We start from the raw sequence: 20,270 nt of genomic DNA, 5'->3' as shown, positions 1-20,270 counted from the left end.
TGTCTCCGCGCCGTCGGCCGGAGCCGGGGCATCGGTCGTGCTTGCCGGTGCCGGGGCTGCCTCGGTCTCGGTCTCCGCCGCGCTGCTGGCGGCCGCCGGGGCAATGCTGGCCCGCGCGCCCTGGCCGAGTGCGGGCTATGCCGGCGATTCGGCGCTGGTCACCGCCCTGTGCGCCGGGGCGGTCGCGTGCGTGTTCGCCGCTTCTTCCCGCACCGGCCACAGCGTCCGCACCACGCGCGCGCCGGGGCGTTCCACCCATTCGTAGCCGGCGGCGCTGACCACTACCGTGCCGGCCACCGTGGCCAGCCACACGAGGACGAAGTTTATGGCCCCGCCGCTAAACAGATCGATCCCCAGCAGCGGGAAGACCAGGTCCAGCACCGCCACGTGCCAGAGGAAGATGCCATAAGACCAGACTCCGGCCGCCTGCAGGGGCGCGGATTCCAGCACCCGCGAGCGCGGTGCGAAGATGAAGGGCAACACCACGCAGGCGGCGAAGACCCCGCCGACCAGGATGCGGCGGGCAAACTCGTCCGGGTCCGGGTGGGTCAGCCCGCGCGGGCCGAACCACTCCCGGCTAGCCAGCCAGATGCACCCGGCGGCCAGGCCCAGCCACATCCAGCGCCACGAAGCCACCCGCTGGACCCAGGCCGGAACGCGGCCTTCGGCCTCGGCGGCCAGCATGCCCACGGCGAACCACAAGGTATAGGCCGGCGGCCAGATCTGGGTATTAATCCCGTCCGGGTCCGCGTTCGCCACGAAGGGCAACAACGCCCAGCCCAGGCTCAGCGCGGCCGAAGCCGCAATCACCAGGCAGCGCACTCGGCGCCCGCCCGGGAGGAGTTGGGCGGCGATGGCCAGCAGGGGCATCGTTAAGTAGAAGGCGATCTCCACGCACAGCGACCACAGGTGGGTCAGCCCGGGGGCCAGGCCGTCTGGCCAGAAGATCTGGGTCGAGGTGAGGTTGGCTACAACCTGCTGGAGGCTCACCCCGGCGGCCGAGGGCAGGAAGGCCAAGACCGCGATCACGCAGGCCAGGTAAGCCGGCGCGATGCGGGCGGTGCGGCTGCGGTAGTAGCGCGACCAGCCGCGGGCGGCGTAGCGCTCCCGCCGGCGCCACAGGACGAAGGCGCTGAGCGCGAAGAAAACCGCCACGAAATAATCGAAGCGCTCGGCCCAGCCCCAGCCGGTGCCGGTCTGGAAGCTGACGTGGGTGACGATGATGCCCAGCGACGCGACCGCCCGCAGACCGTCTAGGGCGTCGAGCCGCTGCGGTAAGGTGTTATGCACGCCGGTGTGGGGCGCGGCGGGCTGGCGGTGCTTCGCGTGAGCGTGCGGCACGCTGCCTCCTTCCCTCGCCGGGGCATGGTCGCTTGGGGCTTCACCGCAAGCGTCCGTGCAACCAGAACCTGTAACTTTCCGTGATTGGACATGATACTGCAATGAAGCGCTTCCTCCGGCTCCGCGGCCGCCTGTTCTGGACCGTGGTGGCGGCAGCCTGCGCGCTTATTATCGGCGCGATGGTCCCCGCGATGTATGAGAACCAGACGCGCCAGCTTTCCCGCGACATCGACTACCAGGTAACGGCTACCTCCCGGGAGTCGATGGTGCTGGACTACCAGGCCTTCCGCGCCGGGAAGCCGAACTCGCAGCGCTCCGCCAGCCCCGCGTGCGAGCCGGCAAAGCTAGCCAACGGCCAGACGCAGTACCCGCTGGCCTGCTTCATCCGGGACGTGCCGATGGAGGTCGAGCGCCACACCCAGACCGGCAAGGCGGACGACTCCACGCTGGCCAGCTCCGAATCCGAGGTCACCACCCTCATCGACGACCACCTGGCCGCGCGCGTGAGCGAGTCTTCGGTGCTGAACCGGGAGTCGACCTTCCCGGCCTCCGGGCCTTCGACCGCGCTGACGCTGTCGCTGGGTGAGGGCGGCGACGAGATCACGGACCCCGGCTTCGAGCGCGACGGGCTGCAATACTTCTTCCCCGCCGACACCGAACAGCGCTCCTACCCGCTCTACGACCCGCTCCTGCACGGCTCGGAGCCGCTGGATTTCTCCGGCACCGAGAAGGTAGACGGCATCCCCACCTACACCTTCCAGCAGGACCTGCACGGCCGTGAGCTCGACCCGGAGGTGGAAAAGCTGCTGTTTTCCTCCCTCGCCGGCGCGAGCGCGGACGCGGAAGAGGCCACCGAGGTCGTCGGCCCGGCGGGGAACTTCTATTCGCAGGCCGACATGGAACGCTTCGGCTACCACCCGGAGGACACGGTCGTGCTGGAGCCGTATTACTCGGTCAGCCGCACGGTCTGGGTCGAGTCCACCACGGGCACCATCGTTAACGCCGTGACCCACGTGGACATCAGCTTTGCGACCTCCCCGCAGGAAGCCGCCCAGCTCGACGCCACCGACCCGGCGCGCGAGCGGGCCGTGGTCAACGCGCGCCTCGAGTGGAGCCCGGACAGCCAGCAGCGCGCCCTGGACAAGGTCGCCAGCACGGTCAACATGACCAAGGCGATGTCGATTCTCGGCTGGGGCGGCAAGGCCCTGGGCGTGGTCCTGCTCATCATTGCCGCGCGGATGTACATGCGCCGCCGCGCCGGCGAGGCGAACTAACCGCCCGCAGGTCCGCCCATGCCGCGCCTTCTTCCCGCCAGCCGCCCCGCCGCGGTGCGCGCGGCCTGCTTGATCGCGGTCGCCGCCGCGTGCATCGCTAGCGTTACCTGGCCTTTTGTCCTGCCGGGCGAGCTTGTCTGGCGGGACATGGTCGTGCCCGCGGATATGGCGTTCAGCCCCGCCAATTTCGGCGGCGGGGACCTGCCCGCCCGGGCTGTTCCCCAGGACGGGCTGCTCGCCCTAGCCGCCCAGCTCGTGCCGGCGCACTGGCTCGTGCGCGCGCTGGTCATCGGCTCGGCAGTCGCCGCCGCCTGGGGCGGCTGGCGGCTGACCAGGTTGTGCGCGCCGGCGGCAGGGCAATCTCCGGAAGTTGTGGCGGACCGGCACCTGCTGGGCCCGGCCGCGGCCATCGCCTTGTGCGTGGCCAACCCCTTGGTGATCGAGCGGCTCCTGCAGGGCCAGTGGTCCATCGCGGCGGCCGCCTGGCTGGGCCCTGCCATCGCCGCGGCGGGCCTGGCGGGGCGGCGGCCCGGGCAGTGGGCGGCCATGTTCGTCTCCTCGCTGACGCCGACCGGCGCGCTGTTGGGCGCGCTGACGGGCATCGCCACCGCGCGGCAGCGGCTAGCCACGGCCTGCTACGGCCTGGCGCTGTGCCTGCCATGGGCCCTGCCCGGCCTGCTGGGGGTCGTGCGCGGCACCGCGCCGGGGATGGATGCGGCCGCCGCCGTGGCGGCCTTCGCGCCGCGCGCTGAGGCCCACGCCGGGCTGCTGGTCACCGTGCTCGGTCTGGGCGGCATTTGGAACGCGGACGCCGTGCCCGCCTCCCGCCAGGCCGGTTTCGCCCTGGTCGGCGTGCTGCTTATCGCCGTGGTGACGCTCGGCTGGGCCCGGCTTTTCGGTGCGGGCCGGGGCGCGGGCTCCGTGCGCTGGCCGGCCGGCGCCGGGGCGCTACTTGTCCTGGCCGCGCTCGGGCTGGGCGGGGTTCTGCTGGCTGCGTTATTCCCCGGCGCGCTGGCCTGGGTCGTGGACACGGTGCCGGGCGGCGGGCTGCTGCGCGACAGCCAGAAATTCCTGGCCCTGGCCGTGCCCGCCTACGCGGTGGGCCTGGGCGCGGTGCGCGGCCCGAGTGCCACGGCCGGGCTGGTGGCCGTGGCACTCTTGGTTCCCGATGCCGCCCGGGCGGTGGCGCCGCTGCAGCCGCGGCCGGCGGGCACGGACAGCGCCCTGGTCCACCAGCTGGGCGGCCGGGACGCCCTCTTCGTCGACCGGCCGGAGCTGGTGGAGGCCCCCGGCGGCGTGGCCGTGGATCCGTATTCCAAGGTTGCGGCGAAGGTCCAATCCGGCGCCTTGCGCGTCGACGGCGCTCTCCTGGACTACCCGGCGCCGCGCTGGGTGGCCGCCCAGCGCGCGTGGCAGGAGCGGGACTTGGGACGGTTGGAGCACCTCGGCGTGGGCGCGGTCGTCGAGGGCGGCCAGGTTGTTGCCGAGACCGGCGCCGGCCCGCAGCCGCGGCCCTGGGGCCTGGTCGTGGCCTGGCTGCTCACCCCGCTGGCGGCCGGGCTTATCGCGCGCTGGTTTTCCCGGTCACGCGCGCGAGCAAATCCATAAACCGGCGGCCGGTGGTCTCCCAGGAAAACTGGGCGGCGAATTCTTGCGCCCCGGCACCGAGGCGGTCGCGCTCGGCCGGGTCGGCGATAAGCTCGCGGGTGGCCTGGAGTAGCTGCGCCGGGGTCTCCACCAGCCGGCCGGTGGCCTGGTCGTGGACGCTGTCGCGCAGGCCGAAGGAATACCCCACTGTGGGCACCCTATGTTGGGCCGCCTCCATGACTGCTAGTCCCCATCCTTCCTTGCGGGAGGGCATAAGGTGCAGGTCCGCCTGGGCCAGCAGGGCGTGCTTGTAGTCCTCGGTTACCTGGCCGCGGAAACGCACGCGCTCGCCCAGCCCCAGCTTTTCGGCGTACTCGCGCAGGCTGTGTTCCCACCAACCGGAGCCGACGATGTCCAAGACCGCCTCCGGGATCTGCGCGACGGTGTCCATGGCGTGCTCGATCTGCTTGTGCGGCACCAGGCGCGACAGGGTCACCAGGTGGATGGCGGCCTCGCGCTCCAGGCGCGGCACGTGCGGCGGGATTGGATCCACGCCGTTTTCGATGATCTCGGCCCCCTGCACGCCCAGGGTCTCCAAGTCCTGGCGGGACGCCGGCGAGACGGTCACGTACGGCGCGCCGCGGTAGACCGCCGGCGCCACGCGGGACTCCAACCACCAGCCCAGGCGGGCCAGCACCGGGCCGGCCACGGGCCACTGCTCCTTGTGGAGGTGGTGGGTCAAAAGGACCGTCGGCACGCCGGCGACGGGACGGGCGAAAAACGGGATGCCGTTCTGGGTATCCACCACCACGTCGATGCCGCGCAGCGGGCCCAGCCCCACCCGGCCGGCCAGGATGGCGGCCAGGGCATAAGGGTAGACGCTGTACTTGCCGCCCACGCGCCAGTAGTTCACGCCGTCGCGCTTGTCGTGGCGGGCGCCGTTCATGTGCCGGGAGGTCCAGTAGATGACCTGGTGGCCGTGAGCGGCGAGGTATTCGCCGACCCGCTCCAGGTAGCGTTCGGAGCCGCCGCCCTGGGGGTGGGTGGAATCGCGCCAACAGAGTAGAAGTATTTTCATGTCGAGCTACTAGCCTAGTGGCTATGCGCTACACCCGAGCCCTGGCCACGCTGAGGAGATCCTGGCAACTCCTGCGGGCCTTCCCGCAGGAGCAGACCCACCCCGCCGCCTTCTACGGACCCCTGGCCGAGGACACCGCCGAGCTCATCGGGCGGCTGGCTCACGATGCCGGGCTCGCCCTCCGCGGCTCCTTAGTCCTCGACGTCGGCGGCGGCCCGGGCTATTTCGCCGCCGCCTTCGACCGCCGCGGCGCCCGCTACATCGGGCTGGAGCCCGACGCCGGGGAGATGTCCGCGGCGGGACTCACGCTGGCCAACAGCGTGCGCGGCGACGGCACCCGGATGCCCTTTGCCGACGGGACCTTCGACGTGGTCTATTCCTCCAACGTGGCCGAGCACGTCCCCGACCCGGAAGCGCTGGCCGAGGAGATGCTACGGGTGACCCGCCCCGGCGGCCTGGTGGTGCTCAGCTACACCGTGTGGCTGGGGCCTTTCGGCGGGCACGAGACCGGCCTGTGGCAGCACTACGTGGGCGGGGCCTTTGCCCGGGATTACTACACTCGCCGCCACGGCCACCCGCCCAAGAACGTCTACGGCACCTCGCTCTTCGCGGTCAGCTGCGCGCGCGGGCTGCGGTGGGCCGAAAACGCGCAAAAGCGCGGGGACGCCGAGCTGTTGTTGGCGTTCCCGCGCTATCACCCGCGGTGGGCGTGGTGGCTGACCCGCGTTCCCGGGTTGCGGGAGTTTCTGGTCAGCAACCTGGTGCTGGTGCTACGCGCCAGCGCCTAGACCCTTTAGGCGCTCTGGTGCTCCTCCACGCGCGACTTCAGGGCGTCGAACTGGTCCCAGACCTCCTGCGGGACGCGGGAGCCCAGGAAGTTCAGGTAGTCGGAGTTGTCCTGGATGTCGCCGGACCAGTCCTCGGCGTGGACGGCCAGGGCCTGCTTGACCTTGTCGATCTCCACGTCCAGGCCGTGCAGGTCCAGGTCCTCGGCGCGCGCGGTGGAACCGATGATGGTCTCCTCGGCGCCGACGTTGCCCTCGATGCGGTCGATGATCCACTTGAGCACGCGGGAGTTTTCGCCGAAGCCCGGCCACAGCATCTTGCCGTCGTCGCCCTTGCGGAACCAGTTGACCAGGAAGATGGCCGGCATGCGGTCGCCGCCCTTTTCGCCCATGTTGACCCAGTGCTGCAGGTAGTCGCCAGCGTTGTAGCCGATGAACGGCAGCATGGCCATCGGGTCGTGGCGCAGGGCGCCGACCTTACCCTCGGCCGCGGCGGTCTGGCCGGAGGCCAGCAGGGAGCCGATCATCGTGCCGTGGTTCCAGTCGAAGGCCTGGGTGACCAGCGGGACGGTGTCGGCGCGGCGGCCGCCGAAGAGGATGGCGTCGATCTTCACGCCCTGCCAGTCGTCGTACTCCGGCGCGGCGGTCGGGCACTGGGAGATCGGCACGCAGTAGCGAGAGTTCGGGTGGGCGGCCTTGGTGGCCGAGTCCGGGGTCCAGTCCTCGCCGGTCCAGTCGATGAGGTGGGCTGGGGCGTCGCCGTCCATGCCCTCCCACCAGACGTCGCCGTCGTCGGTGAGCGCGACGTTGGTGAACAGGGTGTTGCCCGGCTCCATGGTCTTCATGGCAATCGGGTTGGAGGCGTAGTTGGTGCCCGGGGCCACGCCGAAGAAGCCGTTCTCCGGGTTCACGGCGTACAGGCCGTCCTCGCGCAGGTGCAGCCAGGCGATGTCGTCGCCGACGACCTCGGCGCTCCAGCCCGGGATGGTGGGCGTGATCATCGCGAGGTTGGTCTTACCGCAGGCCGACGGGAAGGCGGCCGCGATGTGGTAGTTCTTGCCTTCCGGGTTGGTCAGCTTCAGGATGAGCATGTGCTCGGCCATCCAGCCCTCTTCGCGGGCCATGACGGAGGCGATACGCAGCGCGTAGCACTTCTTCGCCAGGATGGCGTTGCCGCCGTAGCCGGAGCCGTAGGACCAGATCTCCTTGGTCTCCGGGAAGTGGGTGATGTACTTGGTCTCGTTGCACGGCCAGGCGACGTCCTCCTCGCCCTCGGCCAGCGGGGCGCCGACGGAGTGCAGGGCCTGCACGAAGGCTCCATCGGTGCCGATCTTCTCCAGCGCTTCCGCGCCCATGCGGGTCATGATGCGCATGGACAGGACCACGTAGGCCGAGTCGGTCAGCTGCACGCCGAGCTTCGGGTCCAGGTCGCTAATGGGGCCCATGCAGAAAGGCACGACGTACATCGTGCGGCCGCGCATGGCGCCGCGGAAGGCGTCGGTCATCTCTTCCTTCATCGCGGCCGGCGGGGCCCAGTTGTTGGTCGGGCCGGCGTCTTCCTCGTTCTCCGAGCAGATGAAGGTGCGGGACTCGACGCGGGCGACGTCCGAGGGGTTGGAGCGGGCCAGGTAGGAGTTCGGGCGCTTTTCCTCGTTGAGCTTGAGCAGGGTCCCCTTCTCCACCAGCTCGCCGGCGAGCCGGTCGGCTTCTTCCTGAGAGCCGTCTACAAAGACCACTTGGTCCGGCTGAAAGAGCTCCACGTTCTCATTGATCCACGCGATAAGCTCCGGGTTGTCAGTCGGAAGTTGTCCAACAAGGCCTTTAATTTCGGCGGTCATCTAAAGTCTCCTGGGGTTAATTCTTCACGTTGTCAGACTTAAGCCATGACTTATGTCTTAGAGGGCATTCCACCTCCAGCGTAACGCGCCGGCCGGCGCAAGTACCGACAATTCGCCGGGCACTGGATATATCCACACTGTTTACCACAACTTAACCGAGGGTACGCCATACCGTCACCGGCAATCTCATAGTTTTCGTACCCCCGTCCGGGGGATCGACCCGGCGGGCCAAGCCGCCGCCCTACTCACGGCGCCACCCCCAAGCAGCCCGCCTTCGCCCGGCTGGTCATAACCGGCACCCCTCCGCGCCCGAGTTCGGTCAGAACTTGCGGCCTATTCCTTATGTTCTTTCCCCACTGCCGGCTCTGCGGCCGGCATTGCTGCCGTCGGCGGCGCGGCAAATTGCCAACTGCGCTGGCTAAGTGAACAATAGACCACGATGGATAACTCTAGTAACACCCCTACCGCCGTGGGCGAGATGCCGCCGGGCCGCCCGCTGCAGACCGAGTTTAACGACGGCCTGGACTACCCGCGCCTGGGTAACGTGACCTTCCGTCGTGGCAGCCTGACCGACAACCAGCAGGCACTTTTCGCCGAGCACTGGCCCCGCCTGGGCCGGGTGCTGGCGGACGAACGGATTGATATAGAGGAATGGTTCGGGCGCAGCGGCGCCAAGACCGTGGTGGAGATCGGCTCGGGCACCGGCACCTCGACCGCGGCGATGGCCCCGCTGGAGCAGGACACCAACATCGTCGCCGTGGAGCTCTACAAGCCGGGCCTGGCCAAGTTGCTGGGCCAGGTGGTGCGCCAGGACATCGACAACATCCGCATGGTGCGCGGCGACGGCATCGAGGTGCTCGCCCGCATGTTCGCGCCGGAGTCCCTGGACGGCATCCGCGTCTTCTTCCCGGATCCGTGGCCCAAGGCCCGCCACCACAAGCGCCGGATCATCCAGTCCGGGCCGCTCAACCTGTTCGCCTCCCGCCTCAAGCCGGGCGGCGTGCTGCACGTGGCCACGGACCACGCCGGCTACGCCGAGTGGATCGACGAGCTCGTCGAGGTCGAGCCCATCCTGCGCTACCGCGGCTGGCCGTGGCCCGAATGCCCGCAGCTGACCGACCGCCAGGTCATCACCAAGTTCGAGGGCAAGGGCCTGGATAAGGACCACGTTATTAAGGAATACCTCTGGGAAAAGAGGCCGCAGTAATGACTACCCGCAAGCTGCTGCTCGTCTGGGACGCGCCCAACATGGACATGGGCCTGGGCGCCATCCTGGGCGGGCGCCCGACCGCCGCCTTCCGCCCGCGCTTCGACGCCATCGGCCGCTGGACCGTGCGCGAGGCCTGGGACCTAGACGCCCAGCCGCACGCCGCGGTCTTTACCAACGTCACCCCGGGCGGGGCGGACGTCATCCGCCCCTGGGTCGAGGCCATCCGCAACGTCGGTTTCGCCGTCTTCGCCAAGCCCAAGGTCCACGACGACACGGACGTGGACCCGGACATGCTCGACTACATCGCCGCAAACCGCGACGAGCTCGCCGGGCTGGTGGTCGCCTCCGCCGACGGCCAGAATTTCCAGGAGACCCTGGAGGACCTGGCAAACGAGGGCGTGCCGGTCACGGTGGTCGGCTTCCAGGAGCACGCCTCCTGGGCCGTGACCCACCCGGTCATCGACTTCGTGGACTTGGAGGACATCGACGGCGTCTTCCGCGAGCCGCTGCCCCGAGTCAACCTGGACAACCTGCCCGACGGCGGCGCCTGGCTGCAGCCTTTCCGCCCGCTTTCTGCCTTGCTCGACGAACGCTAGGAGCCGCATGTTTTATAGCTGGGGCCGTTTTTCTTATGCCCACCGCAAGCTCATCCCCGTTATCCTGATCGCGCTGATCCTGGCTCTGTTCGCTATCTTCGGCACCCGCCTGGAAGACCGCATGAGCCAGGAAGGCTGGGAGGATCCGGGCGCGGCCTCCACCGTGGCCGCCGAGCTCGAGCAAACCACCTTCGGGCGCGACAACAACGGCGACGTCATCGTCATGGTGGAAAACCCGGACGAGAACTTCGACGCCGCCCAGCAGTACTTCGCCGACATCAAGGCGCAGTACCCGGACCAGATTTCCCACCTCAACGGCTACTTCGACAAGAAGAACCCGAATTTCATCAACGAGGACGGGACCTACGCCTTCACAGCCATCGGGCTCAAAGGCGACGCGGAGCAAACGCTCAAGGACTTCCGCACCATCGAGCCGGCGCTGCACGAAACCGACCTGCCCGTGCAGGTCGCCGGCGCGACCGCGGTGGCCGATGCCCTGGACGACGGCATGTCCAACGACATCTCCCGCGCGGAGAAGGCCGCCCTGCCGCTGGTCGGCCTGTTGCTGCTGGTGGTCTTCGGCTCCGTCGTGGCAGCGTTCATGCCGCTTATCGTCGGCGGCCTGTCCATCCTCGGCTCGCTGGGCATTTTGTCGATCCTGGCCGGTTTCCTGCAGGTCAACGTCTTCGCCCAGGCCGTCGTCACGCTGCTGGGCCTGGGCCTGGCCATCGACTACGGCCTGTTTATGGTCTCCCGCTTCCGCGAGGAGCTCGACCGCGGCCGCAGCACCCAAGACGCCGTGGCGATTACCACCGCCACCGCCGGCCAGACGGTGGTCTTCTCCGCGGCCATGGTGGCCGTGGCCCTGTCCGGCCTCTTCATCTTCCCGCAGGCCTTCCTGAAATCCGTGGCCTACGGCTCGATTTCCGCCGTGGGCCTGGCCGCGCTGCTGTCCGTGACCGTGCTGCCGTCGCTGTTCGGCCTGCTGGGCAAGAACATCGACAAGTGGTCCATCCGGCGCACCAAGCGCACCGCCCGCCGCCTGGAAGACACCTGGTGGTACAAGCTGCCGGCGTGGGCCATGGGCCGGGCCAAGCTGATGACCGTGGGTATCTGCGCCCTGCTCATCGCGCTGACCATCCCGCTGATCAACATCGCCTTCGGCGGCATCAACGAGACCTACCTGCCGCCCAGCCAGGACACCCGCGTCGCCCAGGACACCTTCAACGAGGAATTCCCCACCTTCCGCACCGAGCCGGTCAAGCTGGTGGTGGAGGGCGCCGATAACCAGCAGCTGGCCGACGTCTACCTCCAGGTGCGCGACATGGACGGCCTGACCGAGCCGATGAGCCCGTCCACGGCCACCAAGGACGGCATCACGGTGCTCTCCGCCGGCATCCAGGACCGCGACGACTATGCGGACATCGTCCACCAGCTCGAGGCCGTCGACGCCCCGGAGGGCGTGAACCTTTACGTCGGCGGCACACCGGCGATGGAGGTCGAGTCCCTCGACGCCCTCTTCGACAAGCTGCCGTGGATGGCCATCTACATCGTCGTGGCCACCTTCATCCTCATGGCGCTGGTCTTCGGCTCGGTGGTCCTGCCCGCCAAGGCCATCATCATGACGCTGCTGACCCTGGGCGCGACCCTGGGCATCCTGACGGCCATGTTCGTCAGCGGCGTCGGCGCGGACCTGCTCAACTTCACGCCGGGCCCGCTGATGAGCCCGATCCTGGTGCTCATCATCGCCATCATCTACGGCCTGTCCACCGACTACGAGGTCTTCCTGGTCTCCCGCATGGTCGAGGCCCGCAAGAAGGGCGCAACCACGGACGAGGCCATCTCCTACGGCACCGCGCACACCGGCGGCATCATCACCGCCGCCGCGCTGATCATGATCGTGGTGGCCGGCGCGTTCGGCTTCTCCGACATCGTGATGATGAAGTACATCGCCTTCGGCATGATCTTCGCCCTGTTCATCGACGCGACCATCGTGCGCATGCTCCTGGTGCCGGCCGTCATGCACCTGCTGCGCGAGGACAACTGGTGGGCCCCGCAGTTCATCCACCGCGCCTACGAGAAGCTCGGCCACGGCAAGGAGCCGGCCGCTGCACCCGCAGCTGCCCCGCAGCGCGCCACGCGGGAGGAAGGCCACTGGGAGGAGATGCCGGCCCAGTCCGAGGCCGTCCTGGCTACCGATGCCGATGACTCCACCGACTACGAGCGCGAATCCGCGCGCGAGTCCGCACCGCAGGAGGAGCCCACGACCCAGCCGGCCGTGGAAGATGACCGCGATTACCCGGCGCGGGGCAACCGCAACACGTCCACCGATGATTCCCTGGTACCGTTTAGCGAGCTAATGAAAAGACTAAACAAGGACCAGGGAAGGGACTAGGCGTTGAAAAAATGGCTGCAGTGGGTCGCCGCGCTTGTGATTCTCGCGGTGCTCATCTGGGTCTTTCGCGATGAGCTGGACTTCCTCCAGGACGGGTTCCGGCGGCTGCGCACCGCCGATCCTCTTGCCGCGGGGCTGGTGGTAGTCGCCTCCCTCGGCGCCATCGTCGCCATGGCGGAAGTCATGCGCCTGCTCATCCGGGCCGGCGGCGTGCCCGTCCCGCTGAAGGAGACCACCGCCATCACGCTGGCCTCCAACGCCTGGTCCACTACCCTGCCGGCCGGGCCGGCGTTTTCCGCCATCCTCACCTTCCACGTCCAGCGCGGCTGGGGCACCTCGTTGGCCCTGGCCGGCTGGTTCTTCGTGCTCTCCTCGGCCGTGTCCACCATGTGGCTGGTGCTCATCGGCCTGGGCGGGGTGGTCTTCCTCAACGCCCAGATGCAGGTGCTCTCCCTGCTGCTGACCCTTACCGCGGTGGTGGCGCTGTGCGGTCTGGTCTTCTGGGTATCCAACCACCCGCGCGCGATTGAGCGCTGGCTGTCCCGGCAGAAACTCCTGCGCGGCGGCAAGCGCGACGCGCTCATCAAGCAGGTGCGCAACCTCTCCGAGGTCCACCTGAACCGCTGGCAGTTCGCGCAGGTCGCCGGGTATTCCCTGGCCAACCGGCTGCTGGACATGGCCTCCCTGTGGGCGTGCGTGTGGGCTATCACCGGGGACGTCCCGGCCCTGCACGCCGGGGAGGACCAGACCACCCTGGCCGGCATCGCCCTGGCCTACCTGACCGCCAAGCTGGCCGGCTCCGCACAGGTCACCCCGGCCGGACTTGGCACGGTCGAGGCCGCCATCATCGCCACGCTGGTGGCCACCGGCATGACGGCTATCGATGCCACCGGCGCCGCCGTCGTCTACCGCCTGATTTCTTTTGCCCTCATCACCGTCATCGGCTGGATCGTCTACTTCTGGCACTATGCTCGAAATGGACTGACCTATGCCGCCCTCAACCGAAAGGATCACGCCGATGCGTCCCGCACCGCTGCTTGATATCGTCGCCATCATGCTCTTCGCGCTCTTCGCGCGAATCGCCCACCCGCCTTTCACCTTCACCGGGCTGCTGGCCGCCTTCTGGCCCTGGGCCGTGGGCGCGCTGCTGGGCTGGGTCTTCATCACCAGCATCAAGGCCTCGCCCGGCCGCTGGATCGAGGGTGCCATCGTGTGGTGCTCCACCATCGTCGGCGGCATGATCCTGTGGTCCATCGTCAACAGCCAGCTGCCGCACTACAGCTTCCTGCTGGTCGCCTCCATCATGTCCGCCCTGCTGATGTTCGGTTGGCGCGCCATCGCCGCCTTCCGCGCCCGCCGCGCCGAGGTCGCCGAGATCAACGCCCAGCGAGCACAGCGCGCCCGCACCCGGACCGCCACCCGCCCGCCGCGTCGCTAACCGGGCGTTAATACGAAAAAATAGGCCGGCGCTGCGAACCCTGGGAAGGGCGCAGCGCCGGCCTTTGGCCTTTCGGCGGGAAATTAGCCGAAGATGTGCGCCAGCTGGTTGCCGATGGCAATGACCAGACCGACGATCTCGCTGACGATGTCCAAAGCGCTGCTCAGAAGCATGTTTCCTCCACTATTACTCGGCGAGCCGGCCACGGGTGCCGGAGATTACTTTAGACATATCGTCCCCGGCGCCCGGTTTCGTTACATCGGGGCGATGGTGTGCTTCTTCGGCAGGTCCCGCACGTCCTTGGTGGCCAGCTGGCGCAGGGCCTGGCGCAGGGCCAGCCGCGACTGGTTCGGCTGGATCATCGCGTCCAGGTAGCCGCGTTCGGCGGCCACGTAAGGCGCGGTCATGGTCTCGTCGTAGAAGTCCATGAACATCTTCTTGGTCATCGCGCGCTGCTCCGGGGTCTCGGCGGCCTCCAGCTGCTTGCCGGCGATCATGACCACGGCCGCGGCCGAACCCATCACGGCGATCTGCGCGGTCGGCCACGCCAGGTTGATATCGCCGGTCAGGTTCTTCGAGCCCATGACGGCGTAGGCGCCGCCGTAGGCCTTGCGGACAATCAGCGAGACCTTCGGGACGGTTGCCTCCACCACGGCGAAGGCGAACTTCGCGCCGCGGTGAATCAGCCCGGCCTTTTCCTGGTCCACGCCCGGCAGGTAGCCGGGGGTGTCGACCACGAAGACCAGCGGGATGTTGTAGGCGTCGCAGATGCGGATGAAACGCGCGCCCTTGTCCGCGGCATCGGCGTCGATGCAGCCGGCCAAGTGCATGGGGTTGTTCGCCACGAACCCGACGGCCTGGCCGTCGATCCGCCCGAAGGCGGTGATCATGTTCGGCGCGAAGTTCTCCTGCAGCTCGATGAGCTCGTCATCGTCGCCCAGCTGGCGCAGGAGCTCCTCCATGTCGTAGCCGGCGTTCGTGTCATCGGGCATAAATGCGTTGAGCTCGTCGTCCTCGGCGACCTCCTCGTCGCTGGGGGCGGCGAAGACGGGCGCCGGGTCGTAGCAGGTCAGCGGCAGGTGGTCCAGCAGGTCGCGGACCAGGTCGAAGGCCTCGTCCTCCGACTCGACCACGGCGGAGACGTTGCCGTTTTGCTCCTGCTGGCGGGCGCTGCCCAGCTCCGCGGAGGTCACGTCCTCACCGGTGACCTCCCGGATGACGTTGGGGCCGGTGACATACATTTCCGCCTCGCCGTCGACGGCGATGACGAAGTCGGTGGTCACCGGGGCGTAGACCGCGCCGCCGGCGGACTTGCCCAGCATGATGGAGATCTGCGGGCTGCGGCCGGACAGCGGCAGCTGGCGGCGGGCGATCTCCGAGTACATGGCCAGGGAGGTCACCGCGTCCTGGATGCGGGCGCCGCCCGAGTCCTGGATGCCGATGACCGGGCAGCCGATCTTGATGGCCATGTCCATGACCTCGGTGACCTTCTTACCGAAGGTCACGCCCACCGAGCCGCCGTAGACGGTCTTGTCGTGCGCGTAGATGCACACCTGCCGGCCGTTGATGCGGCCGTAGCCGGTGACCACGCCGTCGGAGTAGATGGCCTTCGGATCCCCCGGGGTTTTGCCCAGGGCGCCGGTCTCCACGAAGGAGCCGTCGTCGAGCAGTTCCTCGATGCGCTGGCGCGGGGTGGTGCGGCCGGCCTCATCGCGGCGGGCGCGGGAGCGTTCGCTGCCCGGGTCCTGGGCCTTGTCCAGCCGGGCGCGCAGATCCGCGAGTTTCTCAGCGGTGGTTGCCACGAATCTTTACCTCGATCCAATCCTCGATGTGCTTGCCCACAATGCCGATTGCGGGCTCGTCCGGCACGGCCAGGTGGTCGCCGGGCAGCTGGACGATCTCTAGATCCTCCACGATAGCGCCCCAACCGCCGTCCGGGTCAATCTCCGCGTAGCGCGGCTCGAGCTCGATCGCGCCGTCGTGCATGCGCTCCGAGCGGAACAGCAGCACCGGCACGTCGACGTCCGCCCAGCGGCGCATGTCCAGCTTGCCCAGGATCTGGTTGTCCACGAAGGAGGCGCGCTGGTGCTCCAGCACGCCGGCCGCCAGGCCGTGCTCCGAGGCGTCCGTGGTGGCCAGGAACTGCGCGAGCATATCCATCACTGCGTCCTCGCCGGCGGTCTCCAGCAGCTCGTAGGGCACCGGGAACTCCAGCCCGTAGGTCTTTTCCGCAAAAGCGGCGTAGCGCTCCCAGCGGGCCTTGGTCTCTTCCAGGGTGTCCGGCGCCGGATCGGAGGGCTGGGTGGTATCCAGCAGCGCGATGAACGCGACCTCGAGGTCCTTGTCACGCAGCTGGTGCGCGACCTCGTAGGCCAGCGCACCGCCGAACGACCAGCCGCCGAGGACGACCTTGCGGCCGCGGGCGTGCTTGACGATGTCGTCGATGTAGGCCTGCGCGCGGTCTTCCAGGCTGCCCTCGAGGCGCTCGACGCCGTAGACGGCGACGTCCTCGGGCAGGCGGCGCACCAGCGGCTGGTAGACCACCGTGGTCCCGCCGGCCGGGTGGAACATAAACACGGCCGGGCCGTCGGCCTCCCGTAGCACGCGGATGTTGCCCTCGACCTCGGTCTCCAGGCCCTCGCGGACCAGGTCCGCCAGCGGCTCCAGCGTTTCTGCCTCGCGCACGGCCGCGGTGGTGACCTCGACGCCGGCGCGCTCGGAAAGCCGCTCGGCAATCTGGGTGGCCTGTTCCTCGGTCAGCTCCGGCAGCGGGCTGGTCACGCCAGCCGCCGCCTTCCCGGTGATCGAGGCCCAGGTGCCGAAGACCATGCGCTCGGAGGCGTCGCGCGGGGCCACGCCCACGCCGGTGCCAGTGGTGGCCTCGGCGTCTGCGGCCTCGTCGGCCTCAGCGTTCTTTTCCGTCTTTTCGGCGTTGCCGGTTGCGGCTGCGGCGGTCTCCACGCCGTCGGTCTCGCGGCCTTCCACGGCGGCGGTGACCATGTCGATGACGTCGGCCAGGGAGGCATCGCGCAGCGCCTGGACCTGCAGCGGCGGGATCTGGAAGTCGTTTTCCACGCGGTTCTTGATGCGCATGCCCATCAGCGAGTCCAGGCCGAGATCGATTAGCGGCAGCTCACGCGGCAGGTCGGTCACGTCGTAGCCCATAGATTCCGAGACGATAGCCGCCAGGCGGTCCTCCACGGTCTCCGTGGCCGAGTCCCAGCGCACGGCCTCAATGTCCGCGTCGGCGGACTGGTCCGGGGTCGCCTTCAGCGAGGCGGAGTCCGGCAGGTCGGCCACGCCGGGCACGGCCTTGGTCCCTAGGTCCAGGGAGGTGGCGAAGCCTTCCGCGACCAGGGTCGTCGCGCCGTCGCTGACGGCATAGGCGGCGACGGCCACGCCGCCGAGCGACTTGGTCACCACGGTGGTGACCTCACCCTGGGCGGGCAGCGTGCCGGGTTCTTCCACGGCGACGAGGTGGGCGCCCGGGGACACGGCATCGATAGCCGCTTCCAGCAGCGCCAGGGCGCTCGGGGCCTGGTCGGCGTTGGTGGAAAAGGCGGTCTTGCCCTCCGGCAGGTTCACGCGCGTGCCCGGCAGGCCGGTAACCCCGGAGGACGGGCGGGCGTGGGTCCAGTAGCGCTGGCGCTTGAAGTGGGTGTGCGGCGCGTCGCGCACGGGCCCGTCGCCGAAGACGGCGCGGTAGTCCACCGGCGCGCCGGCGACGTAGAGCTTGGCCAGCAGGTCCAGCAGGGACACGCTCGGATCGACCTTGCGCTTGAGCGCGTAGAGCAGCTGCGCGTCCGCCTTGCCGACGGCGAAGGCGGTGGACATCATGCCCATCAGCGCCACCGGGTTCGGGGCGATCTCCACCAGCTGGGTGTGGCCGGCGGCAAAGGCCGCGCGGGTGGCGTCCTCCAGGAAGACCGGCTGGCGGGTCATGCGCAGCCAGTAGTCCTCGTCGTGGACGGTGGCGCCCGGGCGGTAGACCTCGCCGCGGTCGACGGAGCTAAACAGCGTGGTGTGCAGCGGGCGGGCGGTAATGCCCGCGATGTCGCCGGCGAGCTCGCCGAGGATCGGGTCCACGGCCGAGGTGTGCCCGGCGCCCTTGACGTTGAGCGCGCGGGCGAACTTGCCCTCGCCCTCGAGCTTCTCCACCAGGTCCAGGACCTCCTGGCGCGGCCCACCCACGGTGGTCATGCCCGGGCCGGTGTAGACGGCCGGCTCGATGTTGCCGTCCAGGGCCGCGATGTCGTCCGCGGTCAGCTCGACGACGGCCATCGCGCCCTGGGTTTCCTCGGTCAGCTGGGCCTCGCCCTCGCCCATGAGGCGGGCGCGGTGGCAGGCGATCAGCATGGCGTCGTCAGCGCTGATGCCGCCGGCGGCATAAGCCGCGGCGATTTCGCCCATCGACATGCCAATAACGCCGGCCGGGCGGGCGCCGAAGCTGGCCAGCAGATCCGTCAGCGCGATCTGGATCGCGGTGATGGCCACCTGGGCGGTCTCGGTGTTGTAGGTCTGCTCGTCGTCGCGGACGATGTCTAGGATGGACCAGCCGGACTCGAAGTCCACGATCTGGTCCAGCTCCTCCAGGCGGGCCAGGAAATCCGGGGAGACGGCGATGAGGTCCTTGACCATCTTGCGGTGCTGGGAGCCGAAGCCGGAGTAGACGAAGACCGGGCCCGGCACCGACGGGGAATCCGCGGCGGTGACCCCGACCGAGATCTTGCCGGCGGCGACCTGCCGCAGGCGGGAGATGGCCTCCTCCGGGTTGGTGGCGTTGACCACCGCGCGGGAGCGGGCGTGGTTGCGCCCGGCCAGGGAGCGGGCCAGCGCGAAGAGATCCGCGGTTCCCAGCTGCTGGTCCTCGATGAAATCGGCCAGCGTGGCGGCCGCCTGGGCCCGGCGCGACGGCAGCAGGCCAGAGACCGGCAGGCTGACGGTGGCAGCGGTGGCATCGTCAGCGGTGTCGGTGGTGGTGTCGGTGGCGACCTGGGCGGCGCGGGCGTGGGTGGTGCCCTGGTAGTCGCTGAGCACGACGTGGGCGTTGGTGCCGCCGAAGCCGAAGCCGGACACGCCGGCCAGCTTGTGGCCGGAGTACTCGGGCCACTCGCGGGGATCCTCGACGACCTCGAGCTTTTCCGCGTCGAAGTCGATGTAGCGGTTCGGCGCGGAGAAGTTGATGCTCGGCGGCAGGGTGTCGTGGCGCATGGCCTGGATGACCTTGATAAGGCCCACCACGCCGGCGGCGGACTCGGAGTGGCCGATATTGGACTTGGCCGAGCCCAGCAGCGTCGGGTTTTCCGCGCCGCGGTTGGCCCCTAGGACCTCACCCAGGGCGGTGGCCTCGATGGGATCTCCCAGGATGGTGCCCGTGCCGTGGGCCTCGACGTAGTCGACCGTGGCCGGATCGACCTCGGCGTCGGCGTAGGCGCGGTGCAGCACGTCGACCTGCGCCTCCGGGTTGGGGGCGGTCAGGCCGTTGGAGTGGCCGTCGGAGTTGATGGCCGAGCCCTTGATGACGGCGAGGATGTTATCGCCGGCGGCCTCGGCGTCGCTGAGCCGCTTGAGCACCAGCACGCCGCCGGCGTCCGCGCGCACGAAGCCGTCCGCGTCGTCGGAGAAGGCGTGGATGCAGCCCGTGGGCGAGATGACGCCGAGTTCGCCGAAGGCGGTGGACACGAACGGGGAGGCCATGATGTTGATGCCGCCGGCCACGGCGACGTCGGCGTCGCCCTCGCGCAGGCCGCGTACGGCCTGGTGGACGGAGACCAGCGAGGACGAGCAGGCGGTGTCCACGTTGACCGAGGGTCCGCGCAGGTCCAGCGCGTAGGAGATCCGGTTGGAGATGATCGCCGAGGAGGTGCCGGTCAGCGCGTACGGGTGCGCCTCCGCCGGGTCGGCGGTGATCAGCATCCCGTAGTCGTTGTTCGACGAGCCCATGTAGACGCCGGTGGCGGTCCCGCGCAGCTCGTTGGCCGGCAGGTGGGCGTCCTCGAGCGCCTCCCAGACCAGCTCCAGCAGGATGCGCTGCTGCGGGTCCATGTTGGTGGCCTCCACCGGGGACAGGCCGAAGAATTCCGCGTCGAAGCTGGCGATGTCGTCCAGGTAGCCGCCGGCGAGGTTCTGCTCGGCCATCTTCTGGGGCATCACCGGATCGGCGGCGTAGTCGGACCAGCGGCCAATGGGCAGCGGCCCCGTCGCGCCGCGGCCTTCGACCAGCATGTCCCAGAACTCGTCCGCGTTGTTGGCGCCCGGGAAGCGGCCGGCCAGGCCGATGACGGCGATGTCCTCGTGGCCGCCGGCCGGGGTGATCCGGCGCGGGGCGGACGCCGGCGCCGACTGCTGGGCCGGGCCGTTAATCAGGCGGTCAGCCAGCTGGGCGATGGTCGGGTATTCGTAGGCGACCGTGGGGTCAAGATCCACGCCCACCAGGTTTTCCAGCTCGCCTGACAGCACCACGGCGTCGCGGGAGGACAGGCCGAAGTTTTCCAGCGGCTTAGAGTCGGTAATTTCCTCCGCGGGAACGCCCGTGGTCTGGGCTACCCAATGACGGATCCAATCACGCAACTGCTCTACGGTCATACGCCATGCTTTCTTTCGCTTACGTTCATTAAGGGGATCACAAAGAATAATCGTCTTTGGTGAAAATGCTCCACCTTAGGCTATCGAACTCGGACCCCAAAACGTTAGTAGCAAGCGCCGGCCAGGCGGATGTGCAGGACTTT

The 20,270-nt window shown here is 68.9% G+C and carries 13 protein-coding genes; 8 read left to right on the top strand and 5 right to left on the bottom strand.

The window, feature by feature from the left end:
• Positions 1 to 135 precede the first annotated feature (135 nt).
• The gene (locus ACEE23_RS10000) at positions 136 to 1,341 is read right to left on the bottom strand and encodes an acyltransferase family protein (RefSeq protein ID WP_448872987.1); all 1,206 of its coding nucleotides are present in this window, start codon (positions 1,339 to 1,341) and stop codon (positions 136 to 138) included.
• Positions 1,342 to 1,442: 101 nt separating this feature from the next.
• On the opposite strand from ACEE23_RS10000, the gene ACEE23_RS09995 reads away from it, so the two are divergent.
• Entirely contained in the window at positions 1,443 to 2,615 is a 1,173-nt protein-coding gene (locus ACEE23_RS09995; RefSeq protein ID WP_368519980.1) for a porin PorA family protein, read from the top strand.
• A gap of 18 nt (positions 2,616 to 2,633) precedes the next feature.
• Positions 2,634 to 4,223 (top strand): hypothetical protein, encoded by a 1,590-nt coding sequence (locus tag ACEE23_RS09990; protein ID WP_448873588.1) that lies wholly within the window; start codon positions 2,634 to 2,636, stop codon positions 4,221 to 4,223.
• Here the strand turns inward: ACEE23_RS09990 and ACEE23_RS09985 are convergent.
• Positions 4,177 to 5,280 carry a glycosyltransferase family 4 protein gene (locus tag ACEE23_RS09985; RefSeq protein WP_368521306.1) on the bottom strand — a complete coding sequence of 368 codons (1,104 nt, stop codon included), beginning with the start codon at positions 5,278 to 5,280 and terminating at the stop codon, positions 4,177 to 4,179. The two genes, ACEE23_RS09990 and ACEE23_RS09985, sit on opposite strands and share 47 nt — an antisense overlap.
• Positions 5,281 to 5,303: 23 nt before the next feature.
• Here ACEE23_RS09985 and ACEE23_RS09980 point away from each other — a divergent pair, with 23 nt between their 5' ends.
• A complete protein-coding gene (locus ACEE23_RS09980) occupies positions 5,304 to 6,068 on the top strand; it encodes a class I SAM-dependent methyltransferase (protein WP_368519983.1) in 765 nt (254 codons plus the stop codon).
• Between the two features lie 5 nt (positions 6,069 to 6,073).
• Here ACEE23_RS09980 and ACEE23_RS09975 read toward each other — a convergent pair whose 3' ends face one another.
• Complete coding sequence (locus tag ACEE23_RS09975) at positions 6,074 to 7,903, bottom strand: phosphoenolpyruvate carboxykinase (GTP) (RefSeq protein WP_368519984.1); 1,830 nt, start codon at positions 7,901 to 7,903, stop codon at positions 6,074 to 6,076.
• A gap of 439 nt (positions 7,904 to 8,342) precedes the next feature.
• Here ACEE23_RS09975 and trmB point away from each other — a divergent pair, with 439 nt between their 5' ends.
• From trmB to ACEE23_RS09950, 5 genes are read left to right on the top strand one after another with little or no spacing between them, the layout of a single operon-like run.
• A complete protein-coding gene (gene trmB / locus ACEE23_RS09970) occupies positions 8,343 to 9,110 on the top strand; it encodes a tRNA (guanosine(46)-N7)-methyltransferase TrmB (protein WP_368519985.1) in 768 nt (255 codons plus the stop codon).
• Complete coding sequence (locus ACEE23_RS09965; protein WP_448872390.1) at positions 9,110 to 9,709, top strand: NYN domain-containing protein; 600 nt, start codon at positions 9,110 to 9,112, stop codon at positions 9,707 to 9,709. Before trmB ends, ACEE23_RS09965 begins: the two co-directional genes overlap by 1 nt.
• Before the next feature lie 7 nt (positions 9,710 to 9,716).
• Positions 9,717 to 12,104 carry an MMPL family transporter gene (locus ACEE23_RS09960; RefSeq protein ID WP_448872388.1) on the top strand — a complete coding sequence of 796 codons (2,388 nt, stop codon included), beginning with the start codon at positions 9,717 to 9,719 and terminating at the stop codon, positions 12,102 to 12,104.
• A 3-nt stretch (positions 12,105 to 12,107) separates the two neighbouring features.
• Positions 12,108 to 13,145, top strand: coding sequence for a lysylphosphatidylglycerol synthase transmembrane domain-containing protein (locus ACEE23_RS09955; protein ID WP_448872386.1), 1,038 nt, complete (start codon positions 12,108 to 12,110; stop codon positions 13,143 to 13,145).
• Positions 13,123 to 13,542, top strand: a complete 420-nt coding sequence (locus ACEE23_RS09950) for a DUF3054 domain-containing protein (RefSeq protein ID WP_368519989.1) — start codon at positions 13,123 to 13,125, stop codon at positions 13,540 to 13,542. Before ACEE23_RS09955 ends, ACEE23_RS09950 begins: the two co-directional genes overlap by 23 nt.
• A 254-nt stretch (positions 13,543 to 13,796) precedes the next feature.
• Here ACEE23_RS09950 and ACEE23_RS09945 read toward each other — a convergent pair whose 3' ends face one another.
• Both ACEE23_RS09945 and pks13 read right to left on the bottom strand, forming a co-directional pair.
• Positions 13,797 to 15,344 (bottom strand): acyl-CoA carboxylase subunit beta, encoded by a 1,548-nt coding sequence (locus ACEE23_RS09945; RefSeq protein ID WP_368519990.1) that lies wholly within the window; start codon positions 15,342 to 15,344, stop codon positions 13,797 to 13,799.
• Positions 15,328 to 20,127: a polyketide synthase Pks13 gene (pks13, locus tag ACEE23_RS09940; protein WP_448872384.1), complete on the bottom strand. Its 4,800-nt coding sequence runs from the start codon at positions 20,125 to 20,127 to the stop codon at positions 15,328 to 15,330. The genes ACEE23_RS09945 and pks13 overlap by 17 nt, the downstream gene beginning before the upstream one ends.
• Positions 20,128 to 20,270: the final 143 nt, after the last annotated feature.

It is taken from the genome of Corynebacterium sp. 32222D000AT (genome assembly GCF_053546955.1).
This window is presented reverse-complemented; position numbering and strand designations above follow the sequence as displayed.